We start from the raw sequence: 14714 nt of genomic DNA, 5'->3' as shown, positions 1-14714 counted from the left end.
GACCACTCGAAGGCGCCTGCGATCAATCTGGAGACCGGAGTGCCCAATCGTGAACTCGGCGGGCACAACCGCTCCGCCATGCCTGCTTCCACGAGGCGCGAACTGAATTTCAACGACTGACATGAAGGCGCAAAGCAGCCGACCCAATCCCGGCTCACTTAAGTACGAGTGTCATTGTCAGAATAATTTTGTACCTAGATGCACCGAGTTTGCGGCTGTCCGCTGCAGGAGCAGTATCACACGGCCCCCAGCCACTCGCCGCTGCCGGTACATGCCGCCAGTGTGATCATGTCAATTGCCACAGCGGGTTGGCGGCTCATGTGATCTGACGAAACTGGTCCGCCTTTCCTGAAGTGGATAACCAGTTGCTTCCTAATATAGGCAGGCACCATCCAACGGATGGCTAGGTTGTATCGACCAGCCCCTTGCCATAGCAGTTGCGCTGGTTTCGCGAGGCGGTAACGGCTATGCTGGCAGCCAGCGAATTCGCTTTCGAAACTTATTGCCCTTCCTGACTTCATCGTGCCGCAGTCCAAAGGAGTCTGTTGCGATGGCGGGCCTGAATCCGATTGTGATCGAGAACCAGAAGACTGGTAACCCACAAAGCGAGTGGGACCTCGACGGACCGTCGTCCAGCAACATCCAGGGCTTTGCCACGACCATCAGCGTCAACGCGGGCGGCACCGTATCCCTCAAGATCAACACCGATTCGGCCAATTACAGGATCGCCATCTACCGGCTCGGATACTATGCGGGACTGGGCGCCCGGCTGATCACAACGATCCAGAAGACGACGGCTTCCGTACAGCCGGCGCCGGGCGGAACGCCGGCCATCGGCCTAGTCGATGCCAGCAATTGGGCGGTCACCGCCACATGGGCCGTTCCTTCGGATGCCGTTTCCGGCATCTATATCGCCAAGCTGGTGCGGCAGGACAGCACTGCAGGCGCCAGCCACATTCCGTTCATCGTGCGCAACGACGGCGTTCGGCGCGACATCGTCTTCCAGACCTCGGACACGACCTGGCACGCCTATAATGGCTGGGGCGGCGCCAATCTCTATGGCGGCAATGCCACAGCGAGTTCGGACGGCCGTGCCTACAAGGTCAGCTACAATCGGCCGTTCGTGACCCGCGACGGCATCGGCACCTATGCGGGGCCGCAGGATTTTGTGTTCAGCGCCGAATATGCGGCGATCCGCTGGCTCGAGCGCAACGGTTTCGACGTCGCCTACGTCTCCGGCGTCGATGTCGGCCCCGGCGCCTACCCGTTGACCAACTACAAGGTCTATATGTCGGTCGGCCACGACGAATACTGGTCCGGCGACCAGCGGGCCAATGTCGAGGCCGCGCGCGATGCCGGCGTCCATCTGATTTTCATCAGCGGCAATGAGGTCTATTGGAAAACGCGCTGGGAAGCGGACGCCAGCGGCGCCCCGAACCGGACACTGGTGACCTACAAGGAAACGCATGCCGTCGCCAAGATCGATCCTTCCAGCCAATGGACGGGAACGTGGCGCGATCCGAGCTTCACGCCGATCTCTGACGGCGGCCGACCGGAAAACGCGCTGACCGGGACCATTTTCCAGGTGGATTCGTTCCGGGCGGACACCATCACCATTCCCTACGGCCCATCCAAGTTCCGGTTCTGGCGCAACACCTCCGTAGCGGGCACCCAGTCCGGCCAGGTGGCCTCACTGGCGACAGGCATTCTGGGCTACGAATGGGATGAATCGCCGGACAACGGCTTTCGCCCACCGAGCCTGATCCACCTTTCTGCAACCACGCTTTCGGTCAACACCTATCTGCTGGACTACGGCAACACCGTCGGTCCGGCGCAGGCGACGCACAATCTTGCACTCTACCGCGCACCCAGCGGCGCGCTCGTTTTCGGGGCGGGCACCGTGTTCTGGTCGTTCGGCCTCGACACCGACCATGACTACGCCAATGACGGCCCCGTCACGGTCACGCCGGAAGATCCGAACGTCCAGCAGGCGACGGTCAATCTCTTAGCCGACATGGGCGTCCAGCCGCAGACCCTGCAGGGTAATCTGGTGACGGCATCGGCGTCGACGGACCTGACGCCGCCTGTCTCCACAATCTCGACGCCAGCGGCCGGCGCAAGCTTGGTCCAGCAGCAGGCTGTGACGGTCAGTGGCACTGCCTCAGATGCTGGCGGGTTGGTCGCGGTCGTGGAGGTCTCGACCGACGGCGGCGCGACCTGGCATCCCGCCACGGGCACCACCAATTGGACATTCACCTGGCAACCGCTGCTTCCCGGAAACTACACGATCACCGCGCGCGGGGTCGACGACAGCATGAATGTCGAGACGCCCGGCGCGGGCGTTTCCGTCACTGTCACGCCCGCTGCAACCGTCAGCCTGTTCACGCAGAAGGATGTGCCCTTCACCCTCAGCACCGACGATCACAACGCCCTGGAGATCGGGCTCCGCTTCAAGGCGACCACGGGCGGTACTGTGAGCGCCATCCGCTTCTACAAGAACCCGAGCAATGTCGGCGCGCATATTGGCCATCTCTGGAGTTCGACGGGGACGCTGCTGGCGGCAGCCAGCTTTTCCAATGAGACGGCCAGCGGCTGGCAGCAGGCGAACCTGACGACAGCCGTCACGCTGACCGTGGGAGCCACCTATGTCGTCTCCTATTCCTCCAACGGCTTCTATTCGGTCGACTACAACTATTTCTATCGCCAGCGCAGCATTGGGTCGCTGGTCGCGCCCTCTGGGCTGAGCGTGGGAAACGGCGTGTTCGTTTACGGTTCTGCCGGCTCGTTCCCCTCGAGCTCCTTCCTCAATTCCAATTATTGGGTCGATGTCGTCTTCAACCGCGCCGGCGGGGCTGGAAATCTTCCGCCGACCGCCAACAACGACAGCGGATTCGTCACCACGGAGAACACCGCGCTTGCCATTCCGGCATCGTCCTTGCTTGCGAACGACACCGACCCCAACGGCTACACGCTTTCGGTGACTGGTGTCAGCAGCCCGACCAACGGCACGGTTGCCTACAATGCCGGAACCCAGATCGCGACCTTCACGCCGACGACGAACTATGTCGGCGATGCCGGCTTCGTCTACTCGATCACCAATGGACATGGGGGCACGGCCTCGGCGAATGTGGCATTGGCCGTCAACCCGAGCGGACAGACCACGGTCAGTCTGTTCAGTATATCCGACGTCCCGGCAACTGTGACGGAGAACGACAACAACGCCGTTGAATTGGGCGTCCAGTTCCAATCGTCCGCGGCCGGACAGGTGACCGGCATCCTCTTCTATAAGGGGCCGCAGAACACCGGGACCCACATCGCCAATCTCTGGACCGCGAGCGGAACCCTTCTCGCCACCGCCACCTTCGTCAATGAGACGGCAAGCGGCTGGCAAGTGGTAACCTTTCCGGCGGTCGCGATTTCCGCGAACACGGTCTATGTTGCGTCCTATCACACGCAGACCGGATATTATTCCGCAAACAGCGGCTACTTCTCGACCGCGCATGTGAGCGGGGTCCTGACAGCACCGGCGACCGGCCCTGTCGGCGGCAATGGCCTCTACGCCTATGGCGCGAGCAGCGCCTTCCCCACGAGCAGCTACAACGCGACCAACTACTGGGTCGACGTCGTCTTCCAGCCGACCAGCCAGAGCACCTACAGCCTCTTCAGCCTCAACGACACACCGGCCACGGTAACGCAAAACGATCCGAATGCCGTTGAACTTGGGGTCAAGTTCCAGAGCAGCAGTGCCGTCCAGGCTCTCGGCATCCGCTTCTACAAGGGACCGCAAAACACCGGCCCCCACGTTGCCAATTTGTGGAGCAGCACGGGAACGCTGCTGGCAACTGCCACTTTTGCCGGCGAAACGGCAAGCGGTTGGCAGACCGTGACCTTTGCCTCGCCCGTTCCGCTGACCGCGAACACGATCTATGTGGCGTCATATCACACCACGACGGGCTACTATTCCGCCACGTCCGCCTACTTCACCACCGGCCATACCAGCGCGATGCTGCTCGCACCGGACAGCGCGAGCGCCGGCGGCAACGGGGTCTACATCTATGGCGCCAGCGCTTTCCCGACGAGCAGCTACAATTCCACCAATTATTGGGTTGATGTGATCGTCAGCAACAGTTCGGGAGCGCCAGTTGTATAGAGCCGCCCTTGGTTCCCTTTGCACAGGGTACCCAAGGGCGGTCGGACCATGCGATGTTCCGCTCCGCCTTGACCGTTTCCGCCACGATGCGGCTTTGACAAAAATCGGCGCCTGATCACATTAAGGGCCGTCAAAGTCTTCGCTCGAGCAAACGGTCTTCGTGAATGGCATCGCAATTTTCCTGGTTCAACGAGCCCAAATCCTGGTCTGGTCATGCGCTGGGACTAAAACTTAAAACGGACGCCGATACGGATTTCTGGCGCAAGACCTTCTATGGTTTCATCCGCGATAGCGGCCATGCCTACCTGCGGCCGGTCGAAGGCGATTTCACAGCCGAAGTGACAGTCCTTGGCGACTATTCCGAACTCTATGACCAAGCTGGTCTCTTTTTCCGGCTCGACGAACGAAATTGGATCAAGGCCGGGATCGAATACACCGACGGAATGATGCATTTCTCCGTTGTCGTCACCCGTGATGTTTCGGACTGGTCCGTGATACCGCTGCCATCGGCTCGACCGAGCGATCCGGTCCGCATCCGGCTGACGCGGCATGACGATGCCGTGCGCGTGCAATATGCCGTGGGTGCAATGGCTTGGCAGATGGCGCGGCTATGCCCGTTCTCGGCCACGCGGGCTGAAATCGGCGTCACGGCCTGCTCGCCTCAAGGGCCGGGTTTCACCGTATCATTTTCGCAGTTAGTCGTTGGCGAGGCGATCGCACGCGACCTCCACGCTCCGGAGTAGCAGCAGACGAATCCCCTCTTCCCGCCGACGCAAAACACCAGCTGTCGTTCGGTCAAACCAGCGAGGTGGCGATCTTTGGCGTGGCCGCCCCAGTTGTTGCCGACAAGGGCCGGCAGGAATTTCGCACCATCAGGCGCCCTTTGAGAACGAGGCGGCGCGACGGCGCATCGCGATTGCCGTTCAAGCGGTCAAGCAGAAGCATGGCAGCCTGCTCGCCGATGGCCTGCACCGGCTGCGCGATCGTGGTCAATTGAGGATGGAACACATCGGCCCATGGGAAATCGTCGAAGCAGATGATCGAAATGTCTTCCGGACAGGACAAGCCGATGTCGCGGATCGCCTTCATGGCTCCGACGACCATCGGGTTGTTTGCGGAGAAGATCGCGGTCGGGCGTTCGTGCAGGGAAAGCAGTTGCATGGCGGCGGTGTAGCCGTCGGCCTCATGCAGATCACCGGAGCGGACAAGGCTCTGGTCGAATGTCAGCCCGGCGGCGAGCAGCGCCGCGCGATAACCGGCCATGCGGTCGCGCATCGGCGAGATGTCGAATGAGCCGGTTATGTAGCCGATACGCTTGTGGCCCAGATCGACGAGGTAGGTGATCGCCTCGAACACGGCCTGATGATTGTCGAGCACGACCCTGTCGGTGTCGACATTCTCGCATTCGCGATCGAGCAGAACGACCGGCACGTTGGCGCGTTCGACCGTTTCCTTGAGGAAAGCGCTGTCGCCCACGCGGGCCACGATGAGACCGTCGACCATACGGTCGAGGAGAAGCCGGATCTGGTCGTCCTGGTTGTTCAGGTCTTCATCAGTGCAGCACAACATCACCGCATAGCCTGCCCGGTCGAAGGCCTGCTGGATGACCGAAACGACGTCGGTGAAAAAGGGGTTGGTAATGTGCGGTACGGTGAGACCGACTGTGCGGGTCGTGCCGACCTTGAGACTGCGCGCGATGGCATTACGCTTATAGCCGATCTCGCGGATCGCCTGCTCGATGCGGGCGCTGAGCTCCTGGCTGACGGTCGTCGTGCCGTTGATGTAGGCCGAAACGGTCGCCACGGAAACACGCGCTGCTTCCGCCACGTGCAACATGGTAGGAGCGCCGGTTTTTCGATGCTTTCTCGCCTTTAGCTCGGTCATCTTCTAAACGTTTCAGCGTGTACGTCGACGTAACACCTATGGAATTCCCTTGTTTTTTGCAAGAATCAAAAAAACATGGGCTGGAGGGACGATCGTCAATCTTGACTCTATCGAAACGTTTAGATTAGCTTTTTCGCATGACTGGCAGCGCGGTAGGGAGGCCGTTTCTGTCATGGCCACTCGTGAATTTGCGACTTCGCCGGATCATGGTGCCCCCTCGCCGGGGCAACCTATTCTTGCTGCCGACAACATTTCGAAGGCCTTCGGCGGCATCGCGGCGCTCAGCGATGTGAGTTTCGACCTCAGACGCGGCGAGATCCATGCCCTGATGGGCGAGAACGGCGCCGGCAAGTCGACGCTGATGAAAATCCTCTCCGGCGTCTACACGGATTACGAGGGAACGATTTCGGTTGCCACGCAACCAGTCCGGTTTTCCGGCGTACGCGACGCCGAGGATGCCGGCATCGCCATTATTCACCAGGAACTCAACCTCGTTCCCGAACTGAGCGTCGCCGAAAATATCTTCCTCGGCCGCGAAAAGCTGATCGGTGGGCTGATCGTCAACCGCAAGGCGAGTTTCTCGGCAGCCCGAGATCTCCTCGCCTCGCTTGGCATCGAACTCGATCCCGAGGCGCGTGTCGGCAGATTGCGCGTCGGTGAACAACAGCTGGTCGAGATCGCCAAGGCGCTGTCCAAGTCGGCACGCATCCTCATCATGGACGAACCGACGTCCGCCTTGTCGCCGGCTGAATGCCAAAGGCTGTTCCGCATCGTCCGCCAATTGGCCTCGCAAGGCGTCGCGATCGTCTACATCTCGCACCGCATCGATGAGGTCATGCATCTGGCCGACCGCACCACCGTCTTCCGGGACGGGCGTCACGTTCTGACACGCTCGATGGATCGACTGGACGAAAACGCGCTCATTGCCGCCATGGTCGGCCGCACCTTGCTCGATCCTTCGACAACCGCGCGCAATGCCCATTACGACACGCCGATCCTGACGGTGAGGAACCTTCGCCTAGACAAGCCGGACCGAAACGGATGGCGGACGGTTTTGTCGGATATCGACTTCGATCTCGGACGCGGCGAAATATTGGGCATCGGCGGCTTGCTCGGTTCCGGTCGAACGGAAATCCTGCAATCGATCTTCGGCAGTGCTCAAGGGCGGGTTAGCGGCGAGATCAGGCTGGATGGAAAAGGCATCGACATTCGCTCGCCCCGCGATGCCCGCCATCTTGGCATCGCCCTCGTCACCGAGGACCGCAAGGCGGAGGGCCTCTATCTCAAGGCCTCCATCGCCGACAATGTCGCGCTTCCGCTCGTCGACGCCCTTTCCCGTTTTGGCTTGCGCTCCGTTGCCGGCGAGAAAGCGCTGGCCGACGAAGCGGTCAAGACATTGGGAATCCGCTGCAGCGATATCGACCAGGTCGCCAACACCCTTTCAGGCGGCAATCAGCAGAAGGTGGTGATCGGCAAATGGCTGGCGACCAAGCCACGCATTCTGCTGTTGGACGAGCCAACGCGCGGCATCGACATCGGCGCCAAACGCGACATCTACGATCTCATCTTCCGATTGGCTGATCAGGGGCTAGCCATTGTGGTGGTCAGTTCCGAGATGCCGGAACTGCTGCACCTTTCGGACCGCATCCTGGTGATGGCCGAGGGCCGTCAGACCGGCATGCTTCAACGCCATCAAGCCAGTGAGGAGCGGATCATGCAGTTGGCTGCGCCCCGGCGCGCAAACGGACGGACGGCAGCATGAATGCGTTGAGACTTGTGTCGCGTACAAAGCTCTACTGGGGGCTGATCGCCATTTTTTTGATTGGCGTTCTGGGCTCGCCGGTCACTTCCAAGGGCACCAACATCTTCCTGTCCTACGGCAATCTGCTCGATGTGCTGAGACAGGTTTCCACGACCGGCCTCATTGCCACGGGCATGACGGCGGTCATCATCACCGGCGGCATCGATCTTTCGGTCGGTTCGCTGATGGCTATCTGCTCCGTGGTGACGGCGATGCTGCTCACAATGCCTGGTGCCACGCCGGCTGCCCTCATGGGCATACCCGCGGTCGGCCTGGTTGCGCTGCTGATTGGCGTTGCCACCACGCGTTTCCTGTTCGCCAACTTCGCCAAGTCGGCGAACGGGGTCACACTCCACCGCATGCCACATCTTGATAAGATGCGTGGTGTCGTTTTGCCGGCCGTGGTCGGCATCCTGCTGTGTGCCCTCACGCTCTGGTTTCTTCTGCCGCAAGTCGACACGAAGTTCGGCGTGCTCGGCGTTCTCATCGTGGCACCCTGCGTCGGATTGCTGTTCGGAGCGCTCAACGGCCTGATCATCGTTGGTGGCCGACTGCAGCCCTTCATCGTCACGCTTGCGATGATGGTAACGGCCCTGGGCATCGCCCGCCTCACCGCAGGACAGAACAATGCGGTGCTGCCCGTCTATACCGGTTCCAACGCCACCGAGGATTTCGAAATCCTGCGCTCGCTCGCCTTCGGCATCATTCCCATGCCCGGCCTGTTCTTCCTTGGCGCCATCGTCATTTATGGCGCCGTGCTGCGCTTCACGCCCTTTGGCCGCTATGTCTATGCGATCGGCGGCAACGAGGAAGCCGCGCGGCTTTCGGGTATCGCCGCCGGTCGCGTGAAGATCGCCACCTATGCCATTTCGGGCCTGCTCGCCGGCATCGCCGCCGTGCTCTATGTGGCGCAATACCGCCAGGGCAAACCGGATGCGGGTGCGGGGCTGGAACTCGATGCGATCGCCGCCGTCGTCATTGGCGGCACCAGTCTGATGGGCGGGCGCGGCAGCCTCGCGGGGACCTTGTGCGGCGTGCTGATCTTCGGGCTGCTGTCCAACATCCTGCAGCTGCACAACATCAATTCGAACCTGCAGCTTGTGCTCAAAGGCCTGATCATCATCGGCACGGTGCTGGTCCAGGAGCGCAACGCCGCTGATCTTTTCGCCCATATGCGACTTTCGCGGAAGCGATCGGCGCACACGCCAACGTCCGTTGATGAGCGGGCGATCAAAGAGACCAAGTCTCGAACAATCGGAGGAAACGCAAATGAAACGCCGTGAATTTCTTGGACTGGTGGCCCTGACAACAGCACTTGTCGCCACGACAGCGCTCGTCCCGGGTCAAAGCGCGTTCGCACAAGACAAAAAGTGGACCATCGGCTTCAGCCAGGTCACCACGATCGAGCCGTGGCGGGCGCAGTTCAACAAGGACATCCTTGCTGAAGCCGCCAAACACCCGAACGTCAATCTCATCATCACCGACGGCGAAGACAAGACCGAAAAGCAGGTCGCGGATGTCGAAAACCTCATCCGTCAGCAGGTCGACGCGCTGCTCATTTCACCGAAGGAATCCGCCGGTCTTACCGGCGTCGTCCAGAAGGCAATCGATGCCAAAATCCCCGTCTTCGTGCTCGACCGCAACGTCGACACGAAGGATTTCATCCAGTTCGTGGGCGGCGACAACAAGTTGATCGGCCGCGCCGCCGGTGAATATGCGGTCGAACTTCTGGGCGGCAAAGGCAAGGCAGCCGGCAATGTCGTCGAGATATGGGGCGGCATGGGTACCGAGCCGGCGCATGACCGTCACGATGGCTTCCATGAATTCACCGACAAGGAACCGGGCATCAAATATCTGCTCGACAAGCAGTCGGGCGACTGGAAGCAGGACCAGGCCTACAACATCATGGCGACCGCACTGCGCAACAACGAGAAGATCGACCTGGTCTACGGCCACAACGATCCGATGGCCTATGGCGCCTATCTCGCCGCCAAGGATGTCGGTCGCGACAAGGACATCAAATTCATAGGCATCGACGCCTTGCCCAATGAAGGCGTGCAGCTCGTCAACAAGGGTGAACTGACGGCGACTTTCCTCTACGCAACGCCTGGAGCGGAGGGGTTGCGCCAGGCGTTGAAATATCTCGCCGGCGAGAAGGTCGAAAAGACCGTTATCCTGCCGACCTTGAAGATCACCAAGGAAAACGCGCCGCAGATCCTGAAGGACAACGGCCTCTAATTTCACAATTGCTGCAGGCAGCGGCCGACATCAAAATTTCGGTCGCTGCCTCATCGTAAACGCCCATGCCGCCGGCATCATTCGGCAGCGACGGCGAATCCAATACGCGATCTGAGAGCCGCTCCGGCTTCGTCGAGTGCCTGGTCGATACGGCGCGCGAAGGCCTCCGATGCCGGTTGGCCATCGGCGAAATCGCGCTCCGTCGCATAGATGGCCGTCGGCAGGGAATAAGCCTCGAAGAACCCGAACAGTGGCCGAAGCTGGTGTTCGACGATCAGCGCATGGCGGTCGCCGCCGCCTGTCGCGGTCAAGAGCACGGGTTTGCCGCGCAGTGCCGTCGGATCGAGCAGATCGAAGAAATGTTTGAACAGCCCGGTATAGCTGCCCTTGTAGGTTGGTGAACCGACGACCAGCAGATCGGCTTCCGCAACGGCGCGCAGAATTGTCCCTGCCTGATCCCCCAGATCGGACGCCCGCCGCGCCGTGGCGAAGGACGCCCCCAGATCTTCGATGTCCCAGCTCGCGGCAGACAGCCGGTTGCGGCGTCCGATCTGTGACACGACATGGTCGACGAAGCCGAAGGTCTTGGACGGGCGTGTGATGTTGCCGGAAAAGCCGACAATGCTGGTGTTGGCCACGGGCGAACTCCCTTTTCTCGATGCTCGGTCTCTCAGGAAGCTGATGCGGCAACGCGCGGACGCACACCACGACCAAACTCGACGTCCCAACCGCGCAGCGCCGGCGACGACGCGCTGGCAAGGTCAAGTTTCGGGAACAGCAATTCGGCGACGTTGTAGACCTCCTCGAGATGCGGATAGGCCGATGCAATGATGGTTTCGATGCCGATGTCCTGGTATTCGCGAATGCGCGCCGCGACATTGTCGGGACTGCCGACCAGCGCTGTGCCCGCACCGCCCCGCACAAGCCCCAGCCCGGCCCACAGATTGGGGCCGACAACCAGCTTGTCGCGACGGCCCTGATGCAGCGCGGCCATGCGTTTCTGGCCGACCGATTCCGACACATTGACGAAGTTGTTCTGCGCTTCGGCGATCACCTCATCGGAGACATGGCTGATCAGCCGGTCGGCGGCGGCCCATGCCTCTTCTTCGGTTTCCCGCACGATCAGATGGATGCGCAATCCAAAACGGATGTTTCGACCTTCCTTCGCGGCGGCCTTGCGCACCTGCTCGATCTTTTCGACAAGTTGTTCGACGGGTTCACCCCAGCTCAGATAAACGTCGACATGTTTGGCGGCGATCGCGATGCCGGCATCCGACGAGCCGCCGAACCACAATGGCGGATAAGGCCGCTGTACCGGCGGGAAAGAAATGTCGGACCCACGCGCCGAGAGATATTGGCCCTCGAAATCCACCTCTTCGCCCGACAAGATGCTTCGCCAGATCGAGAGGAACTCGTCCGTCTGCGCGTAGCGTTCACCGTGGTTGAGCTTGATGCCATCGCCGGCAAGGTCGCTCGGATCGGCGCCGGTAACGACATTCAGCAGCACGCGGCCGTTGGAAATGCGGTCGAGCGTGGCGGCATGGCGGGCAAACAGGGCCGGCGTGCCGCTGCCGGGGCGCAGTGCAACCAGGAAACGCAGCCTTTCCGTCTGCGGGATGAGCGCCGCCGCCGTGATCCAGGCGTCTTCGCAGCGCGTGCCGGTCGGCAAGAGTACGCCCTTGAAGCCCAGCCGATCCGCCGCCTGGGCGATCTCCCGCAAATAACCGAACGTGGCCGGCCTGTGGCGCTCGTCGGTGCCGAGATACGGCCCGTCGCCATGGGTGGGCAGGTACCAGTAGAGATCGAGCGGACGCTTCGGATCGGACATGGGATTTTCCTTCTGCGGTCGTTGTTCGAAAACGGTCAGAGCTTGCCCTTCCAGGGCACCAGCCGCCGCTCCAGCCAGCGCATGCCGGTGGCGAAGGCAAAGGCAAGAACCGCGATGATGATGAGGCCGACGAAGACGACGTCGGTGGACAGGAAGTTCGCGGCCGACATGATCATGTAGCCAAGGCCGGATCGTGCCGCGATCAGCTCGGCCGCCACCAATGTCGACAGGCCGGCGGCGATGCCGATGCGCAGGCCGGTCAAAATCTCGGGCAGTGCCGAAGGCAAGATGATGTTGAAGAACAATTGCAGCCGGCTTGCGCCCAACGACAGCGCCGCGTTGATGCGCTCGGCCGGCACGGAACGCACTCCGGCTTGCGCCGAAAAGCAGATCGGTGCGAAGGTGGAGAGCGACAAAAGCACGATCTTCGAGGTTTCGCCGATGCCCAGCCAGATGATCAGCAGGGGCAAGTACGCCAGCGGCGGCAGACCCCAATAGAGGCCGATCGGCACCGAAAGCACGCCTTTGGCCCAACGATTGAGCCCCATCAAAAGACCGATCGGAACACCAAGACCGACACCGACGGCAAGAGCGGCCAGGATGCGGCCAAGGCTGGCCAGCGTGTGCTCCAGCAGCGTGCCGTCGGCATAGCCGTCCTGGGCAACCGCGTGGAACTGCGCCAGCACTTCCGCAGGCGAAGGTAGGAACAGCGGCGAAGCCCAGCCGAATTGCGTCGCGACGAACCACAGCGCGATCAGCGCGACCAGCGTGATGCTGCTGATGAGCAAGGTGGTGGTGGTGCCAACAATCGGTCGCGAGCGGTGCGGCTTCGGCGCCGGCTGAACATGGGCGAATACGGTGCGCGGATCGGCGGCAAGCGTCATTGCAGAACTCCCTTGCCGGATGCTGCCGGACGGTGGATCAAAGCGCGGATTTCCTCGCGCAGTTCGATGAAGCGCGGGTCGGACAGGATCGGACCAATATCGCCGGTCTCGGCGAATTCGCGCGCGAAATCCGCGTCAAAGCGGGCGACGATGCGGCCAGGCCTCGGCGACATCACCACCACGGTGGTGCCAAGCGTCAGTGCTTCTTCGATGGAATGGGTGATGAAGAGGATCTGCTTGCCGGTGCGCGCCCACACCGACGCCAGCAACTGCTGCATCGTCTCGCGTGTCAGGCTGTCCAGCGCGCCGAACGGCTCGTCCATCAAGAGAATCTTGGGATCGGTGGCCAATGCCCGTGCCAAACCGACACGCTGGCGCATGCCGCCGGAAAGTTCGTAGGGCGGTTTGTCGCCAAACTCGGACAACCCGACCAGATCCAGCAATTCCTGCGCCTGTTGGCGGCGTTGCTTTCTGGCGACACCGCGGAACTTCAGCCCGAGCGCGACATTGTCGATGACACTGGCCCAGGGCAGCAGCGTATCCTTCTGAAAAACGACGCCGCGGTCGCCGCCAGGGCGGTCGACAGGCTCCCCATCCAGGGTAATCGACCCCTCGGTGAGCGGCAGGAAACCGGCGACGGCATTGAGCAATGTGGACTTACCGCACCCCGATGCCCCTACGGCAACAACGATGGAATCCGGGGCAATATCCAGCGAGACACGGTCGAGCGCGTGAACGCTGCTGCCGTCGGAAGCTGGAAAGGTGACACTGGCATCGCGGATGCGGAGCATATCGAAACCTCCGGGCGATACGGGCCTCAACCGGCCCGTATCGCTCTGGCTTTTGTCAATTGGAAACCTTGGCGGCTTCCGCGTATCGCGGGTCGACGAAGGCAGCGTAGCTGTCCTTGACGGCGGTGATCTTGCGCTGTTCCTTGAGGAAGTTCGCCGTATCTTTGAGGATTTTCGCGACCCCGCTCTTTTCGCCGCCGCCCAGCCATTTGTCGGAAAGCTGTTCCTGCAAAGGCGGCACCACAGTGGATTTCAGCCGCTCCGCATTCTCGGCCGGTGTTCCGCCCTGCAGCCCGGCAATGAGCTTCGCGTTCTCCGATTCCGGACCCCAGGCCGCCTTGTCCTTGGCGAAGGAGACAAAATAGCCATCCACCTGCTGCACATATTGCGTCAGGAATTCGGGATGCTGCTTGGCGAACTCGCCGGTCGCCACCAGGGCGCTGAAGGTCGGCGCGCCGCGGTCAGCCACCTGCCCCGCCGTCAGAAGCACCTTGCCGTTCTTCTTCAATTCCGACAGCGCCGGATCCCACACGAACGCACCGTCAATGTCACCGCGTTTCCAGGCCGCCACGATTTCAGGCTGCGGAATGGCGATGACCTGTGCTTCCTTTTCCGAAATGCCTTCCTGCTTGAGCACGGCAAGCAGCTGATAATGGTCGGTCGAAACCGGTGCGGCGGCCAGCTTCTTGCCCTTGAGATCGGATGGCGTCTTGATCTCCGGCCTCACCACCAGCGCCTCGCCGTCGCGCGATACCGAAGAGATGTAGAAGGCTTTGACGTCCAGCCCCTTGGAAACCGCCGCGGAATACGGGCTGGAACCGACATCGCCGATCTGGACAGCGCCGGAAGCAATGGCGGCAAAGATATCCGCGCCCGAATTGAACCGGCGAAATTCGATGTTCCAACCGGTCCTCTTGGCGATCTCGCCATTGGCGATACCGACGAAATACGGCACCGAGCCGGTCTGATAAGCGATGACCACCTTCTTTTCGTCAGCGGCAAAGGCCGACGAGATGAGAGCGCCGATGGAGAGACCCGCGAGAGCGGCGGTGAACAGTTTGCGCATGCGTTTACCCCTTTGCTGATCGAGGTTTGTTCCCCGAACCATCAGCGCACGTCGCTGATCGGCTTAAACGCT

The 14714-nt window shown here is 61.4% G+C and carries 11 protein-coding genes; 5 read left to right on the top strand and 6 right to left on the bottom strand.

Translation table 11 applies throughout. The annotated features are described in order from the left end of the window. The first annotated feature begins 550 nt into the window (after positions 1-550). Together FZF13_RS16165 and FZF13_RS16160 are read left to right on the top strand one after the other, a co-directional pair. Positions 551-4150, top strand: coding sequence for a DUF4082 domain-containing protein (locus FZF13_RS16165; RefSeq protein WP_024925653.1), 3600 nt, complete (start codon positions 551-553; stop codon positions 4148-4150). 164 nt (positions 4151-4314) lie between these two features. After that, the gene (locus FZF13_RS16160) at positions 4315-4893 is read left to right on the top strand and encodes a DUF1349 domain-containing protein (RefSeq protein ID WP_024925654.1); all 579 of its coding nucleotides are present in this window, start codon (positions 4315-4317) and stop codon (positions 4891-4893) included. 52 nt (positions 4894-4945) lie between these two features. On the opposite strand, the gene FZF13_RS16155 is transcribed toward FZF13_RS16160, so the two are convergent. After that, positions 4946-5986, bottom strand: coding sequence for a LacI family DNA-binding transcriptional regulator (locus tag FZF13_RS16155; protein WP_024925655.1), 1041 nt, complete (start codon positions 5984-5986; stop codon positions 4946-4948). Positions 5987-6206: 220 nt separating this feature from the next. Here FZF13_RS16155 and FZF13_RS16150 point away from each other — a divergent pair, with 220 nt between their 5' ends. Genes FZF13_RS16150 through FZF13_RS16140 form a run of 3 tightly spaced genes read left to right on the top strand, consistent with a single transcriptional unit; the run spans position 6207 to position 10073 of the window. Further along, entirely contained in the window at positions 6207-7796 is a 1590-nt protein-coding gene (locus tag FZF13_RS16150; protein ID WP_024925656.1) for a sugar ABC transporter ATP-binding protein, read from the top strand. Further along, positions 7793-9118: an ABC transporter permease gene (locus FZF13_RS16145; RefSeq protein ID WP_024925657.1), complete on the top strand. Its 1326-nt coding sequence runs from the start codon at positions 7793-7795 to the stop codon at positions 9116-9118. Before FZF13_RS16150 ends, FZF13_RS16145 begins: the two co-directional genes overlap by 4 nt. Continuing rightward, positions 9105-10073, top strand: coding sequence for a substrate-binding domain-containing protein (locus tag FZF13_RS16140; RefSeq protein WP_024925658.1), 969 nt, complete (start codon positions 9105-9107; stop codon positions 10071-10073). The genes FZF13_RS16145 and FZF13_RS16140 overlap by 14 nt, the downstream gene beginning before the upstream one ends. Positions 10074-10150: 77 nt before the next feature. Here FZF13_RS16140 and msuE read toward each other — a convergent pair whose 3' ends face one another. Genes msuE through FZF13_RS16115 form a run of 5 tightly spaced genes read right to left on the bottom strand, consistent with a single transcriptional unit; the run spans position 10151 to position 14642 of the window. Then, positions 10151-10711 carry an FMN reductase gene (gene msuE / locus FZF13_RS16135; protein ID WP_024925659.1) on the bottom strand — a complete coding sequence of 187 codons (561 nt, stop codon included), beginning with the start codon at positions 10709-10711 and terminating at the stop codon, positions 10151-10153. Between the two features lie 32 nt (positions 10712-10743). Continuing rightward, positions 10744-11901 (bottom strand): FMNH2-dependent alkanesulfonate monooxygenase, encoded by a 1158-nt coding sequence (gene ssuD, locus FZF13_RS16130; RefSeq protein ID WP_024925660.1) that lies wholly within the window; start codon positions 11899-11901, stop codon positions 10744-10746. 35 nt (positions 11902-11936) lie between these two features. Beyond that, the gene (locus FZF13_RS16125) at positions 11937-12785 is read right to left on the bottom strand and encodes an ABC transporter permease subunit (protein WP_024925661.1); all 849 of its coding nucleotides are present in this window, start codon (positions 12783-12785) and stop codon (positions 11937-11939) included. After that, a complete protein-coding gene (locus tag FZF13_RS16120; RefSeq protein WP_024925662.1) occupies positions 12782-13576 on the bottom strand; it encodes a taurine ABC transporter ATP-binding protein in 795 nt (264 codons plus the stop codon). Before FZF13_RS16120 ends, FZF13_RS16125 begins: the two co-directional genes overlap by 4 nt. 55 nt (positions 13577-13631) lie before the next feature. Then, entirely contained in the window at positions 13632-14642 is a 1011-nt protein-coding gene (locus FZF13_RS16115; protein ID WP_024925663.1) for a taurine ABC transporter substrate-binding protein, read from the bottom strand. Positions 14643-14714: the final 72 nt, after the last annotated feature.

It is taken from the genome of Mesorhizobium terrae (genome assembly GCF_008727715.1).
Lineage (GTDB): Bacteria > Pseudomonadota > Alphaproteobacteria > Rhizobiales > Rhizobiaceae > Mesorhizobium > Mesorhizobium terrae.
The sequence above is the reverse complement of the archived record's forward strand: the minus strand, read 5'-3'. Positions and strand labels throughout refer to the sequence as shown.